Raw genomic sequence first — 19,724 nt, 5'->3', positions numbered from 1 at the left:
ATTTTCCTCGCACACGAAAACGATTATCTATGATGCAAAATCACAGAATGATTTAACTAAAAGGAAGGAGTTAGCAATGACTTCAAAACTTTTTATTTATAGAAAGTTGTGCAACTTAGCTAAGAACAAGGAGCGTCTTTGCCATATAGAAAAAACGCGTGACGCACCCTGGATGAAGTTACGCTTTACGCACGAATTCCTGTAGGAGGAGGTTGCATTCCGCCACCGGTTTGAGGCATTTGAGGCATAGTATCTACGGAAGGTTCCCTACCTGCACAAATATCAGCACAAACAGTCCGCCACTTCACAACAGTTTCAATAAACAACTGAGCGAATGCTTTTAAAAGGTTGGTTTCAGCATATTTCATATCTAAAACACAATGCATTAAAACGAGCTGTTCCTTAGTAGCAACTCCAACGCCACCACCAGCCATTTGTCCGCCAAGCATAGATCCCTCTAAAAGCTTTTCATATAAAGCTAGCTTTCTTTGGGTATTATCTGGCAAACCGTCTAACAAGGGAGCGTACACATACAAACGATCAGAATGTTCTTCGTAAGTGAGGTGAAGAGAAAATTCGCCGTCAACAAACAAAATGCACGTATTATTCTGATCAAAAGCTACGTCAGGTAGCTTTAGTTCTTTAGCAAAATTTTTTAGATTTTCCTCAGCATTTTGCCTAGACATGAGGGAATCTCCTTGTGATAATTGTTACTTCTTTAAGTTAACATATTGTAGATTTGTTAGTAAACGATTTCAAAGACTTGAAATCAAAAACTTTCTTGTGTTTCTCAACCCATTATGCTATCGGGTTAGCAATGGGCAAAATTAGTTTTTATCCAGGCTCTCCACTACCTTTGGGAGCGACTCAGCTTTCTTCTGACCGTTATCGTTTTGCGTTATTTTCTTCACAAGCCACTCAAGTTGTACTTGTTCTTGCTGATAAAAACTTCTATACGCAAGAAATCGTTTTGTCTCGCAAAGAAAACCGCACAGGAGCCATCTGGCACATAGAAGTGGAAGGAATTTCAGATCTATGGTCATATGCTTTTCGTGTAGATGGTCCTACAAGCTCTTTAGGCAGATTTGATTTTAAAAAATATCTTGCTGATCCTTATGCAAAAAACCTTCGTTCTCCACAAACTTTTGGGTCTACAAAAACTCCTGGAGACTATGCCTTTAGTTATTTAAAAAATGAAGAGTTTTCTTGGGAAGGAGATCGTAGTCTCAATTTACCTAAAGAAGAATCAATCATTTATGAAATGCATGTGCGCTCATTTACTTGGAATAATTCTTCTAAGTCACGTTATCCGGGAACTTTCCTAGGGATTGTGGAGAAAATAGATTACCTAAAAAAGCTAGGAATTACTGCTATTGAGCTGCTCCCTATTTTTGAATTTGATGAAACACATCATCCTTTTCGCAATGAGCATTTCCCCCACCTTTGCAACTACTGGGGTTATTCTCCAGTAAATTTTTTTTCTCCTTGTCGACGCTATGCCTATGGGTCGGATCCATGTGCACCTATCCGAGAATTCAAAACTCTAGTCAAAGCATTGCATCAAGCAGGTATTGAAGTCATTCTTGATGTTGTTTTCAATCATACCGGATTAGAAAATACAACTTGTCCTCTACAGTGGATAGATCTTCCTTCTTATTACATAGTGAATTCCCAAGGAGAGTTTGCCAATTATTCAGGGTGTGGCAATACGGTAAATACGAATCACACTCCCACCACGCAATTGATTTTGGATTCCTTACGTTATTGGGTTCAGGAAATGCACGTGGATGGATTTCGTTTTGACCTTGCCTCTATCTTCTCACGTGATCCTTCGGGGAAACCTCTTCCATTTTCCCCTATTTTACAGGCTATTAGCTATGATCCTATCCTTGCTGAAACGAAAATCATTGCCGAACCTTGGGATGCTGCTGGTCTCTATCAATTAGGTTATTTCCCCACTCTAAATTCACGTTGGAGCGAATGGAATGGCCAATACCGAGACACAGTAAAAGCTTTTCTAAATGGAAATGATCAGCTCATTGGTACTTTTGCTTCAAAAATTTCTGGATCTCAGGATCTCTATCCTTATGGATCTCCCTGTAATTCCATTAACTATATTTGTAGCCATGATGGCTTCACTTTGTACGACACGGTTTCCTATAATAACAAACATAACGAAGAAAATCAGGAAGGCAATTGCGACGGAAGTGATGCAAATTACAGTTATAATTTTGGAGAAGAAGGAGAAACTCAAAATCCACAGATCATAGAATTACGGCAACGTCAAATGCGTAATTTCTTACTGACCCTATTCCTTTCTCAAGGAATACCCATGTTACAATCTGGAGATGAATACGGCCACACAGCAAAGGGCAATAATAATCGCTGGTCATTAGATACTGATGCCAACCATTTTCTTTGGGATGAACTATCTAACAACTCCTCTCTTGTAGACTTTGTCTGTAATGCAATTCACTTTAGAAAAAAGCATAAGGAAATCTTCAATCAAGGATTTCTTACTCAAGACAATATTACTTGGCTGGATGCTACTGCCAATCCTATACAATGGAGCCCCGGCAAATTTTTAGCTTATGAACTGAAACATGCTCACTATAGCTTATTTACTGCGTTCTATACAGGAGAAGGGCAGATAGAAGTACATCTACCAAACTTAAGAGAGAAGTTTATTCCTTACCAAAAAATAGCTGACAGCTCTTCTGGCTTTGTTTCTCAGTACTTACCAGAAAAAATCACTTTAGACTCTTACATGATGCTAGTTGCTATGAGCTATGCCGATGACAAGCACTAGCTCATTTCATTAGCTTCATCATTCCAGGATTCTATAACTACAAAATCAGCATCTTTATAGAATTTTTCGAGGATTTGGCGTGCATTATAGCCTTCTACAGCAAGACGATCTACGTTAGCTTTGAGCAGGCCATCAGCATCAATAATTAATCCCTCAGGATTATCAACAATCAAGCGTGACGTCCAATCTACAGCATCCTCAACACCATAAAATTGTTTTGTCGCTCCGTAACCACAATAATTATCCTCATCTCCTGTAACATGCCAGAAGTCCTGAGGATTTTTAGCGAGCAGCCTTTCATATAAAGCTGTTCTTTCTAAGATTACGCATGCGGACAAAGCTTCTTTATCTAATTCCTTGAGATATTTTGTAGAAAGAATGGACTTAAGATACTCTTCGACAGTAAGCTCATTAGTTACAAGAATACAATGCTTATCTGTCTTATGGATATATAGAGCCCCTTTATACTGTAGTCCGTTAACAAATAATGAGGCAGAATCATCAATAGGTTCTATTTTCAAACATTGCACTCCTGGGAAGTTTTCTCCCCAGCGCACTCCTCCATAAAGTGCGTGAGCTGCACAACGCAAACCATGAGGCGAGGTTTGTAATAATGTATTATCGCCATAAAGACGATAAGGAGCTTTGGCTTCTATCAAGGCTGTTGTACTTTCATTCAGAAGAAGAACCCGAATTTTAGGTTCAGAAACAATAGGTTGAACCGCAAAAGTATCAGAAACCTTAACTTCTGCGTACCCGGCTACACCCATACTGAAGGAAAGTCCTAAAAGGATGTACTTCAATATCTTCACTTTTCTTCTCCTAAACTCTGCAAATTATCTGAACATCTTTTCAAATGATTATAGGCAAGTTGGGTAACCATTCTCCCTCGAGATGTTTTCTTTAATAAACCTTTTAAAATTAAGAAAGGCTCATATACATCTTCTAAGGTTCTGATGTCTTCTCCTACGGCCACTGACAAAGTTTTAATTCCTACAGGACCACCCTGATAATAATCCATTATTGTGGTGAGGAGTTTAATATCAATCTCATTTAATCCCCACTCATCTATTAATAGCATAGCTAAAGCTTTTTCGGCTACGTCACTATTGATGCAATTCCCCTCTCGCATCTGTGCAAAATCACGCACCCAACGCAAAAGGTTATTGGCTAACCTAGGTGTTCCTCTAGATCTTCGTGCAATTTCGTATAGAGCAGAAGGATCTGCATCAATCCCTAATAAATTTGAAGATCGTCGAAGAATTGTCGCTAAATCTTCGTCGGAATAATACGACACTCTGCCAGTAAAAGAAAAACGTGCGCGGAGAGGTTCACTTAACATTCCGGAGCGGGTTGTAGCTCCAACCAAACTAAAAGGAGCGAGATCTATAGAAACAGACCGTGCACCGGGACCCGAATCAATGGTGATGTCAATCTTATAGTCTTCCATTGCAGAATATAAATACTCTTCAGCAACCTTTCCCATACGATGGATTTCATCAATAAAGAAAACGTCCCCTTCTTGTAAACTGGTTAACAATCCTAATAAATCGGAGGGTTTAACTAATTGTGGGCCTGAAGCTACAATCAGTCCTTTCCCTACTGTGTTCGCCACAATATGAGCGAGTGAGGTTTTCCCCAATCCCGGAGGACCAAAAAAAAGACAATGCCCAGGAACTTCTCCTCGTTGTATCGCGGCATTAAGAAACAACTCCAATCGTTCTGTAAGCTGAGCTTGGCCGCAAAACTCTTTTAAACCCTTAGGTCTTAAAGAAACATCGAACTTTTTATCTTGGTGTAAGACAGATACTTGATGTGTCATATATTACCGTATTTCCTTTAGTCTCACAAAGGATAAGAATTTCTGTCTTCTAAGAAATTTACACCAATCCTATGCGTATGATTTCTTTGAAGTCAGATCGAAGCGAAGCATAGCTTATGTTTTTTTTCGAATTTTCACCACGCATTTGATCATCACAAGCAACGTCCTTATACTCATGCGCATTCTATAGAGTCAACACAACTCATTTAGGAAAAAACTCAAAACAATAGCTTACAAAATTTTGAACACAACTAATTAAAGTCAATGCTCTCGAAAACTACGAAACTTATGCAAAGTACTATAATCTTTATCAGCAATAAAACAAATCTTAAGAAAAATAAGATTTGCCTTTTTCCTATGGTATTATCTAACATCCCGTAGAGTCGTATCAAACGCTATGTCTTTGTTTTTTAGAGAGACTAGAGATGTTGTTTCAAAAGTTAAAAGACCTTTGAATTTTTTAGGTATTTGCATATACCGACAAAAGATGTATTCTATTACTGTATTAAAGAACTGCATTTTCTGCATGGCAGGAAAGAATAGTTCTATGAAGTCAAAATACTACGAAAACGTTCTATAGAATCTAAATATTAAGGTTTCTAAATGAGCATTAAAGAAGATAAATGGATTCGCAAAATGGCATTGGCTCACGGAATGATCGAGCCTTTTGCTGATGGTCAAGTAAATCTCAACCCAGAGACTGGAGAAAAGTTAATCAGCTATGGCTTATCTAGCTATGGTTATGATCTTCGTTTGTCCCGAGAATTTAAAGTTTTCACTAACGTTTACAATTCTTTAGTTGACCCTAAACGTTTTACAGAAGACACATTTATTTCGATTACTGATGATGTTTGTATCATTCCTCCGAATTCATTCGCTCTCGCTCATAGTGTAGAGTATTTTCGTATTCCAAGAAATGTCTTAACAATGTGTATAGGGAAATCTACATATGCACGTTGCGGACTTATTGTTAATGTAACGCCTTTTGAACCTGAATGGGAGGGTTACGTTACCATAGAAATTTCTAACACAACCCCCTTACCGGCAAAAATTTATGCCAATGAAGGAATTGCTCAGGTATTGTTCTTTGAAGCTGATGAGATATGTGAAGTGTCTTACGCTGAGAGAAACGGTAAATATCAAAAACAGCAGGGAATTACAGTTCCTTTTGTTTAAAGTTTTACTATGCAAAAAGTTCACTGGCAGAAATGCCTTGAAGAAATTGTGGTTAACTCTTGGTGGTTAGTCCTCTGCATGCTTATTAGTGGGTTTATGTATGATCGTGCTATTCGTGAGTTAAAACAAGAAGAGAGTCGATTACAAAAGCGTGTATCGGAACTTCAAGAAAAAATTTTTTGTGCTGAAGAAGAACAAAAAGAGCTTCGACTGCATATTCAATGCTGGGATAATCCTGTAGTGATTGAATCTGCTTTGATTCGTAGACTAGGCTTGATTCCTAAAGGTTATACTAAAATATGTTTTTCTCCGGTTATAGAATCGAAGAGTACAGATTGAGAAGCGGGCATGATTCCTACTGCATTGATCCTTTTAATCATATTTTTCACTCTATGTTCTGGATTTATTTCGCTATCACAGATCGCACTTTTTTCTCTTCCTACGTCTTTAATTTCTCACTACAAGCGCTCTAGGTATAAAAACCAGCAGTTAGTAGCTTCGCTACTCTCTCATCCCCATCATTTATTAATCACTCTGATTTTTCTTGATATTGGTTTAAATATTGGGATTCAAAACTGTGTTGCTATACTTGTTGGAGATCAAGCATCTTGGTTACTTATTGTCGGTTTTCCCCTAGCGCTAACTTTAGTTCTTTGTGAGATTTTACCCAAAGCTGTAGCTCTACCTTATAACACACAGATCGCCTCTTTTGTCGCTCCTTTGATTTTAGTATTTACTAAAGTTCTTCGGCCGTTACTTTATTGGGCGATTAGCGGGATTAATTATGTTGTACAATGGATTCTTTCGTCTCAGAAAACGGATATTATCCAACCTCAAGAGTTGAAAGAAGTTTTACAAAGTTGTAAGGACTTCGGTGTTGTCAACCAAGATGAAAGCCGTCTACTGTATGGTTATTTATCTCTTAGTGATTGTAGTGTAAAAGAGCGCATGAAACCCCGACAAGATGTGTTATTCTACGACATTCAAACGCCCCTAGATAATCTCTACGATCTATTTTCTGAACAGCATTGCTCACGAGTTCCCGTATGCAATGATAATTTGCAAAATTTATTAGGCATCTGTACAGCAAAAGCTTTGCTACTCCACGGCAAGCCTTTGCAGTCTTCCGAAGACCTTTTACCCTTATTGAAAAAGCCTTACTACATGCCTGAAACGATATCAGCAAAAACTGCCTTATGTCATCTTGCTGCTGAAGGTGAAACTCTCGGTATGATTATTGATGAATATGGTTCTATTGAAGGGTTGATTACTCAAGAAGACTTGTTTGAAATTGTTTCAGGAGAAATCATAGATCAACGAAGTGAAAAAGTTCTTTATACAATGTCTGGGAAAGATGTTATTATTGCTGCAGGAACTTTAGAGTTAAGTGACCTTAGTGAGATTTTTAATATTAATCTTCCCACTCATAACAATAGTGCGACTTTAGGAGGGTGGTTAACTGAGCAGATGGAATCCATTCCCATCACAGGAACAAAGATCACTTGGAATAATCTTATGTTTCAAGTTTTGGATGCTGCGCCGAATCGCATACGCCGAGTCTATATAAGGAAAATGCATGACTGACTCTCCTTTCTTTTGGCTTGGAATTAATTTTCTATGCATTGTCCTTCAGGGATTTTATTCCATGATGGAAATGGCTTGCGTTTCTTTCAATCGCGTGCGCCTGCAATATTATTTAACCAAAGACCACAAAAAAGCTCGTTATATTAATTTTCTTATTCGCCGTCCTTACCGCCTATTCGGAACGGTAATGCTCGGTGTGAATATAGCGCTTCAAGTAGGCTCTGAATCCTCGAGGAACTGTTATAAAGCTTTAGGTTTTTCCCCTGATTATGCTCCATTTACTCAGATTTTCCTTGTAGTCATTTTTGCTGAACTTCTTCCGTTAACGATATCACGTAAAGTTCCTGAGAGACTAGCACTTTGGGGTGCCCCCATCTTATATTACTCCCACTATGTGTTTTATCCCTTAATTCAGTTTATAGGTAGTCTCACTGAAGGAGTGTATTACCTGTTAAAAATCAAAAAAGAAAAACTGAACTCCACATTAAGTCGTGATGAATTTCAGAAAGCCTTAGAAACACATCATGAAGAACAAGACTTTAATGTGATTGCGACGAATATTTTCTCTTTGAGTGCAACGTCCGCAGAGCAAGTATGTCTTCCTTTAGACCAAGTAACGATGTTGCCTTCTACAGCAAATGTGAAAGATTTACGCCGTAAGATTAAAAATACTGACATGGAATTTATCCCTGTCTATCACAAGGTACGTAAAAATGTGATAGGGATAGCGCTTCCCAAAGATTTTGTAAACAAACGCCCTGATGACGCTTTAATTCACAACCTCCATTCACCGTGGTTCATTACAGCAAAATCTAAATTAATACGTATCTTAAAAGAGTTTAGGGATAATCGTTCTAGTGTTGCTGTTGTTTTGAATTCCTCTGGAGAACCTATGGGAATTCTTAGTTTAAGTGCGATTTTTAACATCCTATTTAATACGACCAACATTGCTCAACTAAAACCTAAAACCGTCTCTGTAATAGAAAGAACATGCCCTGGAAATACGCCCTTAGAAGACCTACAAAAAGAGTTAGGTATTGAACTTACACGTTATGGAGTAGAAACCCTAGCCCAATTAGTGTTACAATTGCTAGATACCCCTGCTGAAATTGGAACATCGGTAATTACGGATAACCTTCTTTTAGAAGTTAAAGAAGTGTCATTATATGGCATTAAAAGCGTCTCTATTAAGAATCTGCTCTCGTAGGTCTTACCAAGCACTTTTTAATCGCGTAACTACCTTCACAATCTTCTCTATAGCCAACTCAAGATCTTCCTGAGATAACAAATGAGAGAAAGAAAACCTTAACGTGGCTACAGCAATATCCTGTTCCATGTTCATAGCAACTAGGGATTTAAAAGCTGTAGTCGCTCCAGAAGAACATGCAGAACCGTAGCCACAGGCTATACCTTCCACGTCTAAAGCTATTTGCATTACCTCACCCTCTAAAGGAGGGAAAGCTATAGCGGAGATATTATTTACCCGAGGTTGATGCTCACAATGAATTTTAATCTCAGGAAGATGTTCTTTCAGACGTTTTTCAAAGTAATTCCGATAATTTACAATGCTTTCGGCTATTTCTTCCTGCTTCTTATCTAACATGGTAAAAATATAAAACAGCGAAGCTATACCCCAGAGATTCTCTGTTCCGGAACGCACTCCTCCTTGCTGACCACCACCCCAAATTAAAGGAGAAATCTTCACTCCTGAAGAGACAAGAAGAGCGCCTATTCCTGAGAGAGCATGAAACTTATGCCCACTGAAGGCAACCATAGTCACGCCTTTAGGAATACTCACCTTCTCTCGACCTATAATTGCTGTAGCATCTACAATAAATTGTAAATTACGTTCGTTAGCGATACGTGCAATTGCCTCTATATTGATTTTTGCACCAATTTCGCTATTTACCCAACCTAAAACAATAGCTGAAGTCGTTGGGAGGATAGCAGCTTCTACTTGCTGAGGACTAACTACGCAGCTTCCTTGTTCAGGATCTAAATATGAAACGGAAAGATTCGCATGTTTTAAAGGCTCGATAATCGCCGGATGTTCACCACTACAGGTAATGACATGACTTCCTTTAGGAAGGCTAGCAATAGCAAGATTCAAACTTTCTGTAGCACTTGCCGTATAGATTACCTTTCCAGGAAAAGACAGAACTTTCTGAATTACACTTGTCGTGTCATGAATGAGTTTTCGAGATTTCTTTCCGGCACTATGGACGCTTGAAGGATTCGCATAAATGCCCTGACAAAACAGTTGCTGTAGAAAATCTAAAAGCCCTGGCTCTAAGGAAGCCATAGCGTTATTATCCAGATAAATCATTACAAAGTTCCTTAAGACGGATACTATTGTATTCGGACTAACACTATGGTAACGTTGTCGGATCCCCCACGACTATTTGCTAGAGAAATTAAAATATTCCCACCCTCTTCTAAAGTCGTAGTTTGAAGTAAAATATCCCTTATATCTGCATCGGAAACCATATTTGTCAAACCGTCAGAGCAAAAGACAAATAAATCTTCTTTCTCGTAAGAAATATCCCGAATATCAGGGGTAACATAGGGACGACTTCCCAAAACATTAGTCAGAATATGACGATAAGGATACACCTTATCTGATTGTTTAGAAAGTCCATAACGATTTTTTAACTGATTTGCTAGGGAATGATCTTCTGTTAAACAAGCCAGCTCATCACCCCTCAAACGATAAATCCGGCTATCTCCAACATGGAGTAACCAGGCTTTTTCTCGAAAAAACTGCATAAAGCTTAATGTTGTTCCCATGCCGCGAAGCCGTGTTTCCATGAGACTATGCTCATAAATCGTACCATTAACTTCGGAAAGGATAACCTTAAGTGCCTCGCGATATTGATCATCTTTAAACTCAGCTAAGTAGGGTTGTCGAGCATCTATCAACTCCATGAGACTGAAAATCGCTTCATGAGAAGCGACATCTCCTCCAGAGCATCCTCCCATGCCATCTGCAATAGCAACAGCTCTCAAAGAAAGATTTACCTGCCAAAAATCCTCGTTTCGGGAGCGAACCATCCCTATATCGCTAAGACCAAAATAATCAAAATCTACAGTATTTTGCATGAAAACTATAAGTCACTAAACACAAGTATAAATTAGAGATTTTCTGACACTTGATTAGGTCAATCAACGGAAAATTATAACTAAGTATTCTTCTTGGGATATACCAAAACAATAATATTTAGAAAATTTTTTATATTTAGTTTTCTACTTTTTTAGATACGAGATAATACTAATAAGCTAAAATAGAGAGGGTTGTGTCTTAGCGAACACCCTCGTAAGTTCGTGCATTCTGATCGTGAATTTTCAAAATACAACCTAATGAAGTAAAACAATTTACATGATTTGGCATACCCAATGTGCATCCAGCCATCACCACTAAAATTGTTAAAGGTACCTAGCCCTTCCCTAAATACACCAAAATCCTACTCTGGTTTATTAAAAACCCATGAGAAAAGCATCGTAGCATGCATTCTCAGTCTTTCGGCTGTTCTCATTTTATCCAGCATTATCTTTGCCATGGCCTATCCTTCAGCAGTATTTAGTATCGTGTTATCCCTAGCTTTTAGCTTGATGATTCTATGCTGTCTTTTGGATTTCATAAACATGAAAACTTCTTCCATCCCACCTCTACAACAGAGCTCTTTTAACTGTGGTGACCTGCTAACAAAAAAATACCCATATCAACCTATGGAAGTCCGCTCAGTTGTTAAAGCACCTACTGTACCTCCTAAATACAACGACTTGTTAGCTACTCTATGGACAGAAGCCCGCTGGCGTGATCTACCTCACCGGATACGTCCCTTACCTGATAGCATACAGCAAGCTGTATGGCGGCTAAATCGCAATCCTGAAATCATTTTAATCTCTACGGTGGGAGATGTTACGCTACCAAGAACCACCTCTGAGTGCACATTAATGATGGTAAATCCTACAAATACTGAAATGACCAGGGAGGATATCTTTTGGGGACGTTATACCTTCTATAAAACTGTAAGCACGGATTGCTGGAACCGAGCAAAACGAACTTCCACAAAGAATGCCTATTTAACTCCAGGGACCTGCTCTAAAAAATGTCGCTGGGAAACTATTGACAAGTCTAAAAATCCTCCAAATACAGGTTTACCCTTTTGGTTTTCTCACGTCTATAATCCTCTATCTCCTGAATGCTATGATCCCTTACGGTCATTTGAAATATGTAAAGAAACCTATATAAAATGCTTTGAAGAAGCTATTTTAGGGGAAATCCCGGCCACCATGGTTCAAATCCCCTTACTATTCTCGGAGTCGATCCGAAGAGACCCCTATGATGATGAAGACCTGCCTTTTGATCATCCACATCTAAAAGCAGCAAAAGCTGCTCTCGTGGTAGCCCTCCAGGAGTTTTCTGAGAGACACCCTAACAGTTCCTTAACAGTAGTAGTAGTCAAGGAGCGGGGTATGCCTATAGAATACTCTTATCAACAAACTGATGATTAATGAAATTATACACTTATAAATAAAAGACTTAAAACCTACTTTATATTAAAATATATAATTAATACTTTTATTTTTAGGTTAGCATGTCTTTATCTCCTGCATCTTCGGAGACCTCATTAAATACTCTTGGGGTAAATCAACAATCATTCATCACTCCCCAATCATATGATAGGGGATCAAAAAAGGTACGAGCCCTTTCCGTTCTTTTGGTTGCCGTGGGAACACTTGTAGCTGCTGCGGGTATATCCGCTGCGGTAGTTACCGGGATAGGAGCTTTATGGGCTATACCTGTAGCTGCGTTGGTTCTTTCTGTAGTTTTAATCCTAGTTATTCAAAGGTCACGAACTAAGTTTTCCCTCATCCCATTTGGAGAATCTAGCAAAGGCCCAGTATTAGGGTTTGCTAATACAGAGCCTGATTTCGCTCAAGGATTAGGAGCAGAGCTTCTTAGACAAGAGTAAAACGTACATTTCCTGTTCCAAATGAGAAAGATTAATGAACCCAGACACCTTTCTGGGTTCTTTTTTTTGTCATCAAGCTGTTCCAGATAGCATCTCGCATACGATGAAATTTCGGGTATTTTTGCTTAAAAAACTCTCTACCCTCTTTCACTTATAGAAACAATAACTCACTCTTATTCAGAGACTTATAATTATATTTTTGCTAGCATGTCTCGGAAAACATTATTTGAGGTGAAAACTATGACAACTTCTATACCTGCATCGATAGAAAGTAACCCATCGATAAACCCTATAGTAACTTCAAACACACAGACTCCAGAATCTCTTAAAAAGATAGATAAGCTAACAATCCTCTCGATTATCACCATAGTGGCTACAACGTTATGTACTGCTGCTGGTATAATTAGTGCTACTGTAACTGGCATTGCTGGTTTGTTCGCACTACCTGTAGCGGCCATACTACTTGCTATAGCTGTGTTAATTGCAATTCATAAGCACCGTTGTAGTAAAGAACTCTCTATGCAAAAGCAACCTCCGAGTTTAATCGAAATGGAACCCATTCCCTCTTCAACAACTAGCGAGACTAAAGAAAGTAAAGAATCTAAACCTTACACGCTTGAAGATATCATCGGAATAGACTCTACAACTCCAAGAAAGATCAGTCTTGATGATGTCACAGTATCTGAATAGCCTTCCGAAGTACATGAAGAGAGCAGGACTGACCTCACTCAAGAACACTCAATATCAACGCAAAATAGCAACTCAGCAAGTGAATTCACTCTCTAAAAAGACTGAAACTGTTTAGTTGTTTGCGAAACATCTCATGTCCGCAAAATTGCGGGCATGTGGATGATCTCTTCACCTCATCTCCTAGAGATCTTAGCTCAGCACTCCTAGTTTTCTTGTAAGCAAATGTAGTAAATAGACTTTGCATAAAACCGTGCTTAATATTATGAATCGATAGAAAAAGACATTGTAAGGATAAGCATAGTAATGAAATGGTTTCTTTCTATTCTTGTATTCTCATCCCCTGCATTATTAATTCCCGGGTGTACGTTAATCCCTAAAGACTGGGAATGTCCCTGCGAATATCACAGTGCAGATTCTTCTTTATCAAAATAACAAAAATCCAAGGCATGGTGATCTCGAGTTTCCTATGATTATGAGTCGGGACTTGTTTTTATTTTTTTCTTTGTTATAACTTAACAGAGGTAATAAGTTAGCAGCCCCATTCATGAGGAAAATATAGATCCTTGCAAAAGGAAAGAGGGCTTTATAAAATAAAATCCCATACCCTAAGGGTATGCGTCAATGTAAGGACAGCAACTATGCGAAAACTACTTTTATTAGTTTCTTGTGGACTTTTGTCTATCAACCTAACTAGCTGTTCTCTACCAGCATCAGGAAGCTATCACCCTAAGCTTTATAAATCAGGGAGTAAGGCAAAAGGTGTTGTTGCTATGCTACCTGTATTTTATCGTGCTGGCAAAGCCTCAGAAGCCCTTCCATGGAACTTACAAGCAGAATTCACTCAGGAAATTAGCAAGAGACTCCATGCCTCTGATAAAGTATTTTTAATTAAACATACAGCGTCTCCACAGATCATTTCACAGTTTTATTCCCCTGTGGTTCCTGAGTTTTCTCCTCAAGCAGTAGCAGAATTGCTCCCCGCCGAGTTTATTGTCGCTACAGAACTTCTGGAGCAAAAAACTTCTCAAGATATGTTTGGTCACGACTCCATAACAGCATCTGTTCGTGTTCGTGTTTTTGATATTCGTCACAACAAAGTTTCTTTGATTTATCAAGAAATTATTGAATCTAGCCAGCCTCTTGCTATCACAACCAGCGATTATCACCGTTATGGGTGGCAAACAAAAAATTTCGAAGCCACACCTATGGGTTTGATGCATCAACGTCTATTTCGAGAAGTCGTCGCCAGAGTTGAAGGCTATGTCTGTGCAAATTATTCGTAACTTATGATGCATTCTTGGTTATTCCTTCTTGTATTGCTAGCTTTAGCAGCGGTAGTATCAAGGAACTTTTTTGTTTGGCCAAAACCTGCAGAAAAAACCCCCATACAACTACGACATATTCTTGTTGGAGTTGTTCTTTTGTTTCTTCCAGGATGGATTCCTTTGTTTGCAGGATCGCACTCTGAAGTAACCACGCATTCATTTTATGGAATATTTTTATCATGCGCGTTTATCTTTTATCTCTTAGGTCTACCTATTGAAATTACAAGAAGCGTCCTTTATTCAAGCAACAAGCCTGAAGCTACTTTTTTTAAAGCTATAATCTCTGCTATCCGGATGTGGGTAATTGTTATTCCTGTTACGCAAATCATCGGTTTAGTGCTAAACAAAGGATTGATGCTCATCATACCTCTCGAAGCTATACAAGAACAAACGCTCACTCGAGAAGTTCAAAATACCTTAACATCAACAATGTATGATGGCGGGTTTATTTTCAGTTTAGGGGTTTTGATCCCCTTTGCTGAGGAGATATTTTTCAGAGGCTTTCTACAAACCTTTCTGAAAAATAAAATGAATAGAATTTATGCTCTTCTGTATTCTTCGGTAATCTTTGCTCTTACTCACGTAGAGCATTCCTGGGGGAGCTTAGTGTTCGTCCCTGTTCTTCTTGTCTTTTCTCTATTTACAGGATTTCTGTATGAAAAAGAACGTCATATTGCGGCACCTATAGCACTACACATATTATTTAACTCTACGAACATTGGAATGCTATCTGTGTAAGACAATCTAGAGAGAAAAAGAGTAAGCTGGAGAAACACTCCTAGCAAAAGAAAACACTTCTTAGGGCTGCTACCTTCCAGTCCTGACCCGGTTCGTAGGTCTCTTTTCTTAAAAGGTCCCCAACTTACTGCTCTTTGATAGCATACTTGGTGAATTTTACTAAAGAGGAAAGCCTTGGGAAAAACAGTCTATTTTTCTCGTTTTTCTTCAAGTTTAGCAAGAGTCCACGCCTTCCTTGCTTCTTCATAAGAAATTGTTTTACTCGTATCGAAAACATGAGGAGCTCTACGACGGATTTTAGCAAAGGCTTCATTAACAATAGCTCCGACAGAAGTCATTCCTAGGGACTCCATTTTAAAACACAACAACAACACGAGTGTAAGGACATCCCCAGCTTCGGAGGTGACCTCCTCAACAGGATGCCTTTCATGAACAGCTTCACAAAGCTCCTTACACTCTTGAAGAATATGATGAATTATGGAATCAAAATCCTGACGATCTGTCCAAGGACAAACACCATCCAAGACCATTTTTCTAACAAGCTCTAGCAACTGAGAAAAATCTATATTTTTCATGAACTTCAAACCTGTTTAAGCTCAGAATGAAAGATAGCACAAGGATTCTCTAATAACCAAGCCTTGATTTTCCTATGTCCAGAAGAAAAAGGTAAAGAATCCATAGTATCTAAAGGATAGAGAAGCTCTGATTTTGGTTCTGATTTTGCATGAAAAATTTTAGGAACAAGGCGTACCTTATAGTGAGTAAATGCATGACGTTGTTCTTCTAATTCCCCAGCAAAAACTAAAGGAGCTTGTACATACTCTTCCATGTTTTGAATTAATCTATCTATATCCGAAAGATCGTCAAAAGACTCAACCTCTATATAAGGGAATTCATACAAACCTGCCATCATCTCCTCAGGTTTTCTCTGTTCAAGAACAATAAAACCTTTATACAGAACAATCGCTACCCAACGAAATAGCGTAACAGTTTTTTTCCTAGCATGACGTACAGGAAGAGATTTTTGTCTTCCTTCTTTAAAAGCACCACAAATAGAGTTTAAAGGACAAATCTCACACTTGGGAGCACGTTTACAAATACACGCCCCTAGTTCGATCAAAGCTTCAGCAATCACCTGAGGATCTTGGGCAGGCAAAAAAGACAAGACGATTCTAAATACCCAGGCTTTCGTAGACTCTAAATCTATAGAAGCATTGATCAAAAAAACTCTACTAATTACACGTAGTACATTGCCATCGACCGCTGCAGTGCGTCTTTTAAAAGCAAATGCTAAAATGGCATGTACTGTATAAGGACCTAAACCTTTGATCTGCATTAAATCCAAAGGATCATCAGGAAGCTTCCCACCAAAATCTGTCATCACCATGCGAGCTCCCTGCAGAAGATTTCGGGCTCTCGTATAATATCCCAGGCCTTCCCAAGCCTTCATCACGTGCTCCTCATTAGCTGTGGCTAACGATTCTATGGTAGGAAATTTTTCCATCCATTCAATAAAATATTTTACAACAACCTCCGCTCGAGTTTGCTGAAGCATAACTTCAGAAACCCAGACGTTATAGGGTGAAGGATTGTCTCTCCAAGGAAAGCTACGTTTATTATCTGTAAACCATTGTTTTAACTTTCCTATAGGAAAATTCTTCGCCCTTTCAGAAAAAGCTATCTTTGTCATACAAATTCTCGTAAAATTTTACCTAAGTTTTAATTTTTGCCACACTTTATGAAAGAATTCTCATGGGTTGCGCATCACGAAGAAAGATTATCATCCTTCCTGCGTTCACGGCTGCCCGATCACAAAAAACACATCATACTGGATTCGATCCGTTACCACGGTTGTCGTGTAAATGGTCGTTTGGAAAGGTTCGAGTCGTATAGGGTGCAACCTGGAGATCGCGTTACTCTCACTGTGCAAACAAGATTAGAGCCACAAATCCTTTGGGAAGATGAACACTACTGCATTTATAACAAGCCTTCGCACACCTCTACAGAAGATCTGGCAAAAATTACCGGACTCAATATTGTCCATAGGCTAGATAGAGACACAACGGGGTGTATCTTATTCGCCAAACATGCCAGTGCTGCCCATGCCCTCTCAGAACTATTCAAGAAACGAAAAATACATAAACAATACACCGCTTTAGTTTTTGGTCATCCAAAAAAATCTTCAGGAACGCTAATTTCTTATACTGCTCCTAAATCTCGTCGTTGTGGCGCGGTAATTTTTGGAAATACCCAAAAAAATCATGGGAAATTGACGATTACCCAGTGGTCTATTCTTTGTGCTTATAAGCAGTACACCCTAATGCGCTGTGAACCTATCACAGGAAGAACACACCAGATCCGTCTTCATATGCACACACTAGGTCATCCTATTGTAGGCGATGTAGATTATGGCAGAAAAGAACAACCGAAACATGTATTTCGTCCCTTATTACATGCTCATGCCTTAACCTTCACATCGCCTTTTTCAAAAGAAAAGGTAGAGGTTACCGCTTCTTCTTTTGGAGATCCTCGAGAAGAAGCGTCTCATTTACTCATAAAACCCTAGTCTTTTCTTCTATTGTGACAGTATGAGAAGCTTTATTGACTTCCTCTCCTTCACTGTTGTCTTGAGCGTGTTGGTCCTTACGGCTATCTAGTTGATCTCCGTATTTATTTTGTACACTTCGAGGACGCGCTCCCTCTTGTTCATAATCGCGATCTGTTGTACTCAATCTAGACCGAGCCAACTGTAGCCCAGAAGCTGTAGATCGTGTTACTATAGGAGCTTGCTGTTGCCTAATGGGTTGTTGTGTTACAACAGAATTTTGTTGGACTCCAGCTAATAACATCCATTTTCTAGAAATTTTCTGTAAAATCTCTTGTTTGGATTCTTCACTAAGATTTTGAATGTTATCCATTTGCGCACTACGCTTATCAAAACACTTCTTAGCAAGATTAAGGTAAGGGTTTTCCTGTGGTTCTTGATTTAACTGCCTTTGAGTACGCTCATTGATCACACGACGATTATCGATATCATTAAATAACGTACGCATCTCTAACCTATCACATATTCTTGACTCTTCAAGAGGAATCTCATCAGATACAACGGTGATACCACGATAGGCTAAAATCATGCACATGATTGTCATTAAGTCGTTCACACCCAGCCAAACCTGTCTTCCACCATGAGATGCTTTCATTAAAACTTTCCCTAAATCCTGCATAACATAGGCAGATGTAACCACTCCTAAAGGTCCTATTTCTGAATGCCGACGAGAAATCACAGAAAGATCCGGAAGACTAAGAGCCAGTTTTTCCATATCAAACTCTGAAGCAGCCATAACATCTTCATCCCCTCGCCATTCATGAAGAATACGCACGCACTGCCCCAACTGTACACTATCGATATCACAAGAACTTCCCATTCCTGATACAAAAACTGATCGTAAAAAAGTATTTTTTAAAATACGGTTATAACTTTGTGCAGCACAACACCACATAGTATTTGTTTTGTCTTTCAAAATCCTGGGCAGGTCTCTAGAACATTTACTACATTCTTCGCGAATTTGCTCTAAAGAAGGCAAACGAACTGTGGAATTTCCTGACAAGAGAGCAACTATATCAACTCCTAAACGATTCAAAGCCAAAAGCAATATCGTACTAGAATACTCATTTTCTATACGTTGCAGCTCTTCCTCTAAATCTCTTCTAACATCAACTTCTACTCCACAAAAATTCCCAAATAGACCACACAAAAATCTTCCTACAACTCCACAACCATACTCTCCCTGGCTACATCCACATGCAGGACAACAACAATTTCTCTCACAGCACTTATGACAGTAATCATAACAGAACCTTCCGCTACGTCTAGCTCGTTCACTATTGACAGCAGCAGAAATAAGAGAGGCCAAAGAGACGGCAGCAGCACCTGCGGGTCCAGCTAAACCTCCTAACGCATCGACGAGGTGCATCACCTTCCCCACGCTAGAAGAACCTCTCGTGTTTCTACCTGCTAAGTGTATTAAAGCTGAAATCAATAGCTCCATATTTGCATGGTCTTGTCTATGGAGTATATTGACCAAATCTTGTGGGCTTTGTATCTGAGAAACAGGACTTCCTGCAAGGCTCTGAAGTAAAGAAATAAGTTGGTGAGAATTGTGACCTGAAGTACCACCAATACTTTGTATGATCATATCTAAAAGTGCTTGATTATTCGCCGCTGTTTGTACTTCGCCATTGGAAGCAGACTGCGTCGTAATCGTAGGAGGGAGCGTTGTCAATGTTCTAGATCCCTGACGTGAAGAATTTCCGAATATTCCTGAGTTACCATCATCAAAAGTAAAAGCGGGGTTTGTATTACCCCTACTTGTGGGTACTGTCATTTCTATGTCTCCTTGATTAAAATAACTAATAAAGGGAATTTAACCCGAAGTTGTTGACCTTACAAAGTTAGTACTAAGGAGCTTAGATAAGAAGACAAGAAATGTATAGAAAAAATTTGAATTTAAGAAAGTGAGCATGTAACAGATGCTCTTCCGTTCTCTCATTACTCTTTACGGCTTAAGAACTTAAGAACGGAATTGAGCTGAATGCTTACATGC

20 protein-coding genes and 1 other RNA gene are annotated in these 19,724 nt (G+C 38.9%); 12 read left to right on the top strand and 9 right to left on the bottom strand.

Annotated elements, in window-relative coordinates; genetic code table 11:
* Positions 1 to 185: 185 nt before the first annotated feature.
* Complete coding sequence (locus G5O_RS07200) at positions 186 to 686, bottom strand: type III secretion chaperone Slc1 (protein WP_006343082.1); 501 nt, start codon at positions 684 to 686, stop codon at positions 186 to 188.
* A 131-nt stretch (positions 687 to 817) separates the two neighbouring features.
* On the opposite strand from G5O_RS07200, the gene G5O_RS07195 reads away from it, so the two are divergent.
* Positions 818 to 2,809, top strand: coding sequence for a glycogen debranching protein (locus G5O_RS07195; RefSeq protein ID WP_006343081.1), 1,992 nt, complete (start codon positions 818 to 820; stop codon positions 2,807 to 2,809).
* Here the strand turns inward: G5O_RS07195 and G5O_RS07190 are convergent.
* The gene (locus G5O_RS07190) at positions 2,806 to 3,621 is read right to left on the bottom strand and encodes a SpoIID/LytB domain-containing protein (RefSeq protein ID WP_013462648.1); all 816 of its coding nucleotides are present in this window, start codon (positions 3,619 to 3,621) and stop codon (positions 2,806 to 2,808) included. The two genes, G5O_RS07195 and G5O_RS07190, sit on opposite strands and share 4 nt — an antisense overlap.
* Positions 3,618 to 4,631: a Holliday junction branch migration DNA helicase RuvB gene (gene ruvB, locus G5O_RS07185; RefSeq protein WP_006343079.1), complete on the bottom strand. Its 1,014-nt coding sequence runs from the start codon at positions 4,629 to 4,631 to the stop codon at positions 3,618 to 3,620. Before ruvB ends, G5O_RS07190 begins: the two co-directional genes overlap by 4 nt.
* Positions 4,632 to 5,234: 603 nt before the next feature.
* Between ruvB and dcd the strand changes: the two genes are divergently transcribed.
* The 4 genes from dcd to G5O_RS07165 are packed head-to-tail and all read left to right on the top strand — an operon-like array spanning position 5,235 to position 8,598.
* A complete protein-coding gene (dcd, locus tag G5O_RS07180; protein WP_006343078.1) occupies positions 5,235 to 5,807 on the top strand; it encodes a dCTP deaminase in 573 nt (190 codons plus the stop codon).
* Positions 5,808 to 5,816: 9 nt separating this feature from the next.
* Positions 5,817 to 6,146: a hypothetical protein gene (locus G5O_RS07175; protein WP_013462647.1), complete on the top strand. Its 330-nt coding sequence runs from the start codon at positions 5,817 to 5,819 to the stop codon at positions 6,144 to 6,146.
* Between the two features lie 9 nt (positions 6,147 to 6,155).
* On the top strand, positions 6,156 to 7,391 hold the full coding sequence (locus tag G5O_RS07170; RefSeq protein ID WP_006343076.1) for a hemolysin family protein: 1,236 nt from the start codon (positions 6,156 to 6,158) through the stop codon (positions 7,389 to 7,391).
* Positions 7,384 to 8,598 carry a CNNM domain-containing protein gene (locus G5O_RS07165; protein ID WP_013747352.1) on the top strand — a complete coding sequence of 405 codons (1,215 nt, stop codon included), beginning with the start codon at positions 7,384 to 7,386 and terminating at the stop codon, positions 8,596 to 8,598. The genes G5O_RS07170 and G5O_RS07165 overlap by 8 nt, the downstream gene beginning before the upstream one ends.
* Before the next feature lie 3 nt (positions 8,599 to 8,601).
* Here G5O_RS07165 and G5O_RS07160 read toward each other — a convergent pair whose 3' ends face one another.
* Together G5O_RS07160 and G5O_RS07155 are read right to left on the bottom strand one after the other, a co-directional pair.
* Positions 8,602 to 9,717, bottom strand: coding sequence for a cysteine desulfurase family protein (locus G5O_RS07160; protein WP_006343074.1), 1,116 nt, complete (start codon positions 9,715 to 9,717; stop codon positions 8,602 to 8,604).
* Positions 9,718 to 9,740: 23 nt separating this feature from the next.
* Positions 9,741 to 10,490, bottom strand: a complete 750-nt coding sequence (locus G5O_RS07155) for a PP2C family protein-serine/threonine phosphatase (protein ID WP_013747351.1) — start codon at positions 10,488 to 10,490, stop codon at positions 9,741 to 9,743.
* A gap of 294 nt (positions 10,491 to 10,784) precedes the next feature.
* On the opposite strand from G5O_RS07155, the gene G5O_RS07150 reads away from it, so the two are divergent.
* From G5O_RS07150 to G5O_RS07130, 6 genes are all read left to right on the top strand, one after another.
* Positions 10,785 to 11,906, top strand: coding sequence for a hypothetical protein (locus G5O_RS07150; protein ID WP_006343072.1), 1,122 nt, complete (start codon positions 10,785 to 10,787; stop codon positions 11,904 to 11,906).
* 83 nt (positions 11,907 to 11,989) lie between these two features.
* On the top strand, positions 11,990 to 12,367 hold the full coding sequence (locus G5O_RS07145) for a hypothetical protein (RefSeq protein ID WP_006343071.1): 378 nt from the start codon (positions 11,990 to 11,992) through the stop codon (positions 12,365 to 12,367).
* A gap of 240 nt (positions 12,368 to 12,607) precedes the next feature.
* A complete protein-coding gene (locus tag G5O_RS07140; RefSeq protein WP_006343070.1) occupies positions 12,608 to 13,057 on the top strand; it encodes a hypothetical protein in 450 nt (149 codons plus the stop codon).
* Between the two features lie 303 nt (positions 13,058 to 13,360).
* Positions 13,361 to 13,489: a hypothetical protein gene (locus G5O_RS10515; protein ID WP_006343069.1), complete on the top strand. Its 129-nt coding sequence runs from the start codon at positions 13,361 to 13,363 to the stop codon at positions 13,487 to 13,489.
* Between the two features lie 206 nt (positions 13,490 to 13,695).
* Positions 13,696 to 14,340 (top strand): CT253 family lipoprotein, encoded by a 645-nt coding sequence (locus tag G5O_RS07135; RefSeq protein ID WP_006343068.1) that lies wholly within the window; start codon positions 13,696 to 13,698, stop codon positions 14,338 to 14,340.
* 3 nt (positions 14,341 to 14,343) lie between these two features.
* Complete coding sequence (locus G5O_RS07130) at positions 14,344 to 15,120, top strand: CPBP family intramembrane glutamic endopeptidase (RefSeq protein WP_006343067.1); 777 nt, start codon at positions 14,344 to 14,346, stop codon at positions 15,118 to 15,120.
* Between the two features lie 25 nt (positions 15,121 to 15,145).
* Here G5O_RS07130 and ffs read toward each other — a convergent pair.
* The 3 genes from ffs to mutY form a co-directional block, all read right to left on the bottom strand.
* Positions 15,146 to 15,243: signal recognition particle sRNA small type (ffs, locus tag G5O_RS10330), an RNA gene on the bottom strand.
* Between the two features lie 65 nt (positions 15,244 to 15,308).
* On the bottom strand, positions 15,309 to 15,695 hold the full coding sequence (locus G5O_RS07125; RefSeq protein WP_006343066.1) for a MazG nucleotide pyrophosphohydrolase domain-containing protein: 387 nt from the start codon (positions 15,693 to 15,695) through the stop codon (positions 15,309 to 15,311).
* Positions 15,696 to 15,700: 5 nt separating this feature from the next.
* Positions 15,701 to 16,810: an A/G-specific adenine glycosylase gene (mutY, locus tag G5O_RS07120; RefSeq protein WP_006343065.1), complete on the bottom strand. Its 1,110-nt coding sequence runs from the start codon at positions 16,808 to 16,810 to the stop codon at positions 15,701 to 15,703.
* 48 nt (positions 16,811 to 16,858) lie between these two features.
* Here mutY and G5O_RS07115 point away from each other — a divergent pair, with 48 nt between their 5' ends.
* Positions 16,859 to 17,686: an RluA family pseudouridine synthase gene (locus G5O_RS07115; RefSeq protein ID WP_006343064.1), complete on the top strand. Its 828-nt coding sequence runs from the start codon at positions 16,859 to 16,861 to the stop codon at positions 17,684 to 17,686.
* On the opposite strand, the gene G5O_RS07110 is transcribed toward G5O_RS07115, so the two are convergent.
* The gene (locus G5O_RS07110) at positions 17,673 to 19,505 is read right to left on the bottom strand and encodes a hypothetical protein (protein WP_006343063.1); all 1,833 of its coding nucleotides are present in this window, start codon (positions 19,503 to 19,505) and stop codon (positions 17,673 to 17,675) included. The genes G5O_RS07115 and G5O_RS07110 overlap by 14 nt on opposite strands.
* Positions 19,506 to 19,724: the final 219 nt, after the last annotated feature.

Origin of the sequence: Chlamydia psittaci 6BC, assembly GCF_000204255.1 — a bacterium.
GTDB lineage: Bacteria > Chlamydiota > Chlamydiia > Chlamydiales > Chlamydiaceae > Chlamydia > Chlamydia psittaci.
The sequence above is the reverse complement of the archived record's forward strand: the minus strand, read 5'-3'. Positions and strand labels throughout refer to the sequence as shown.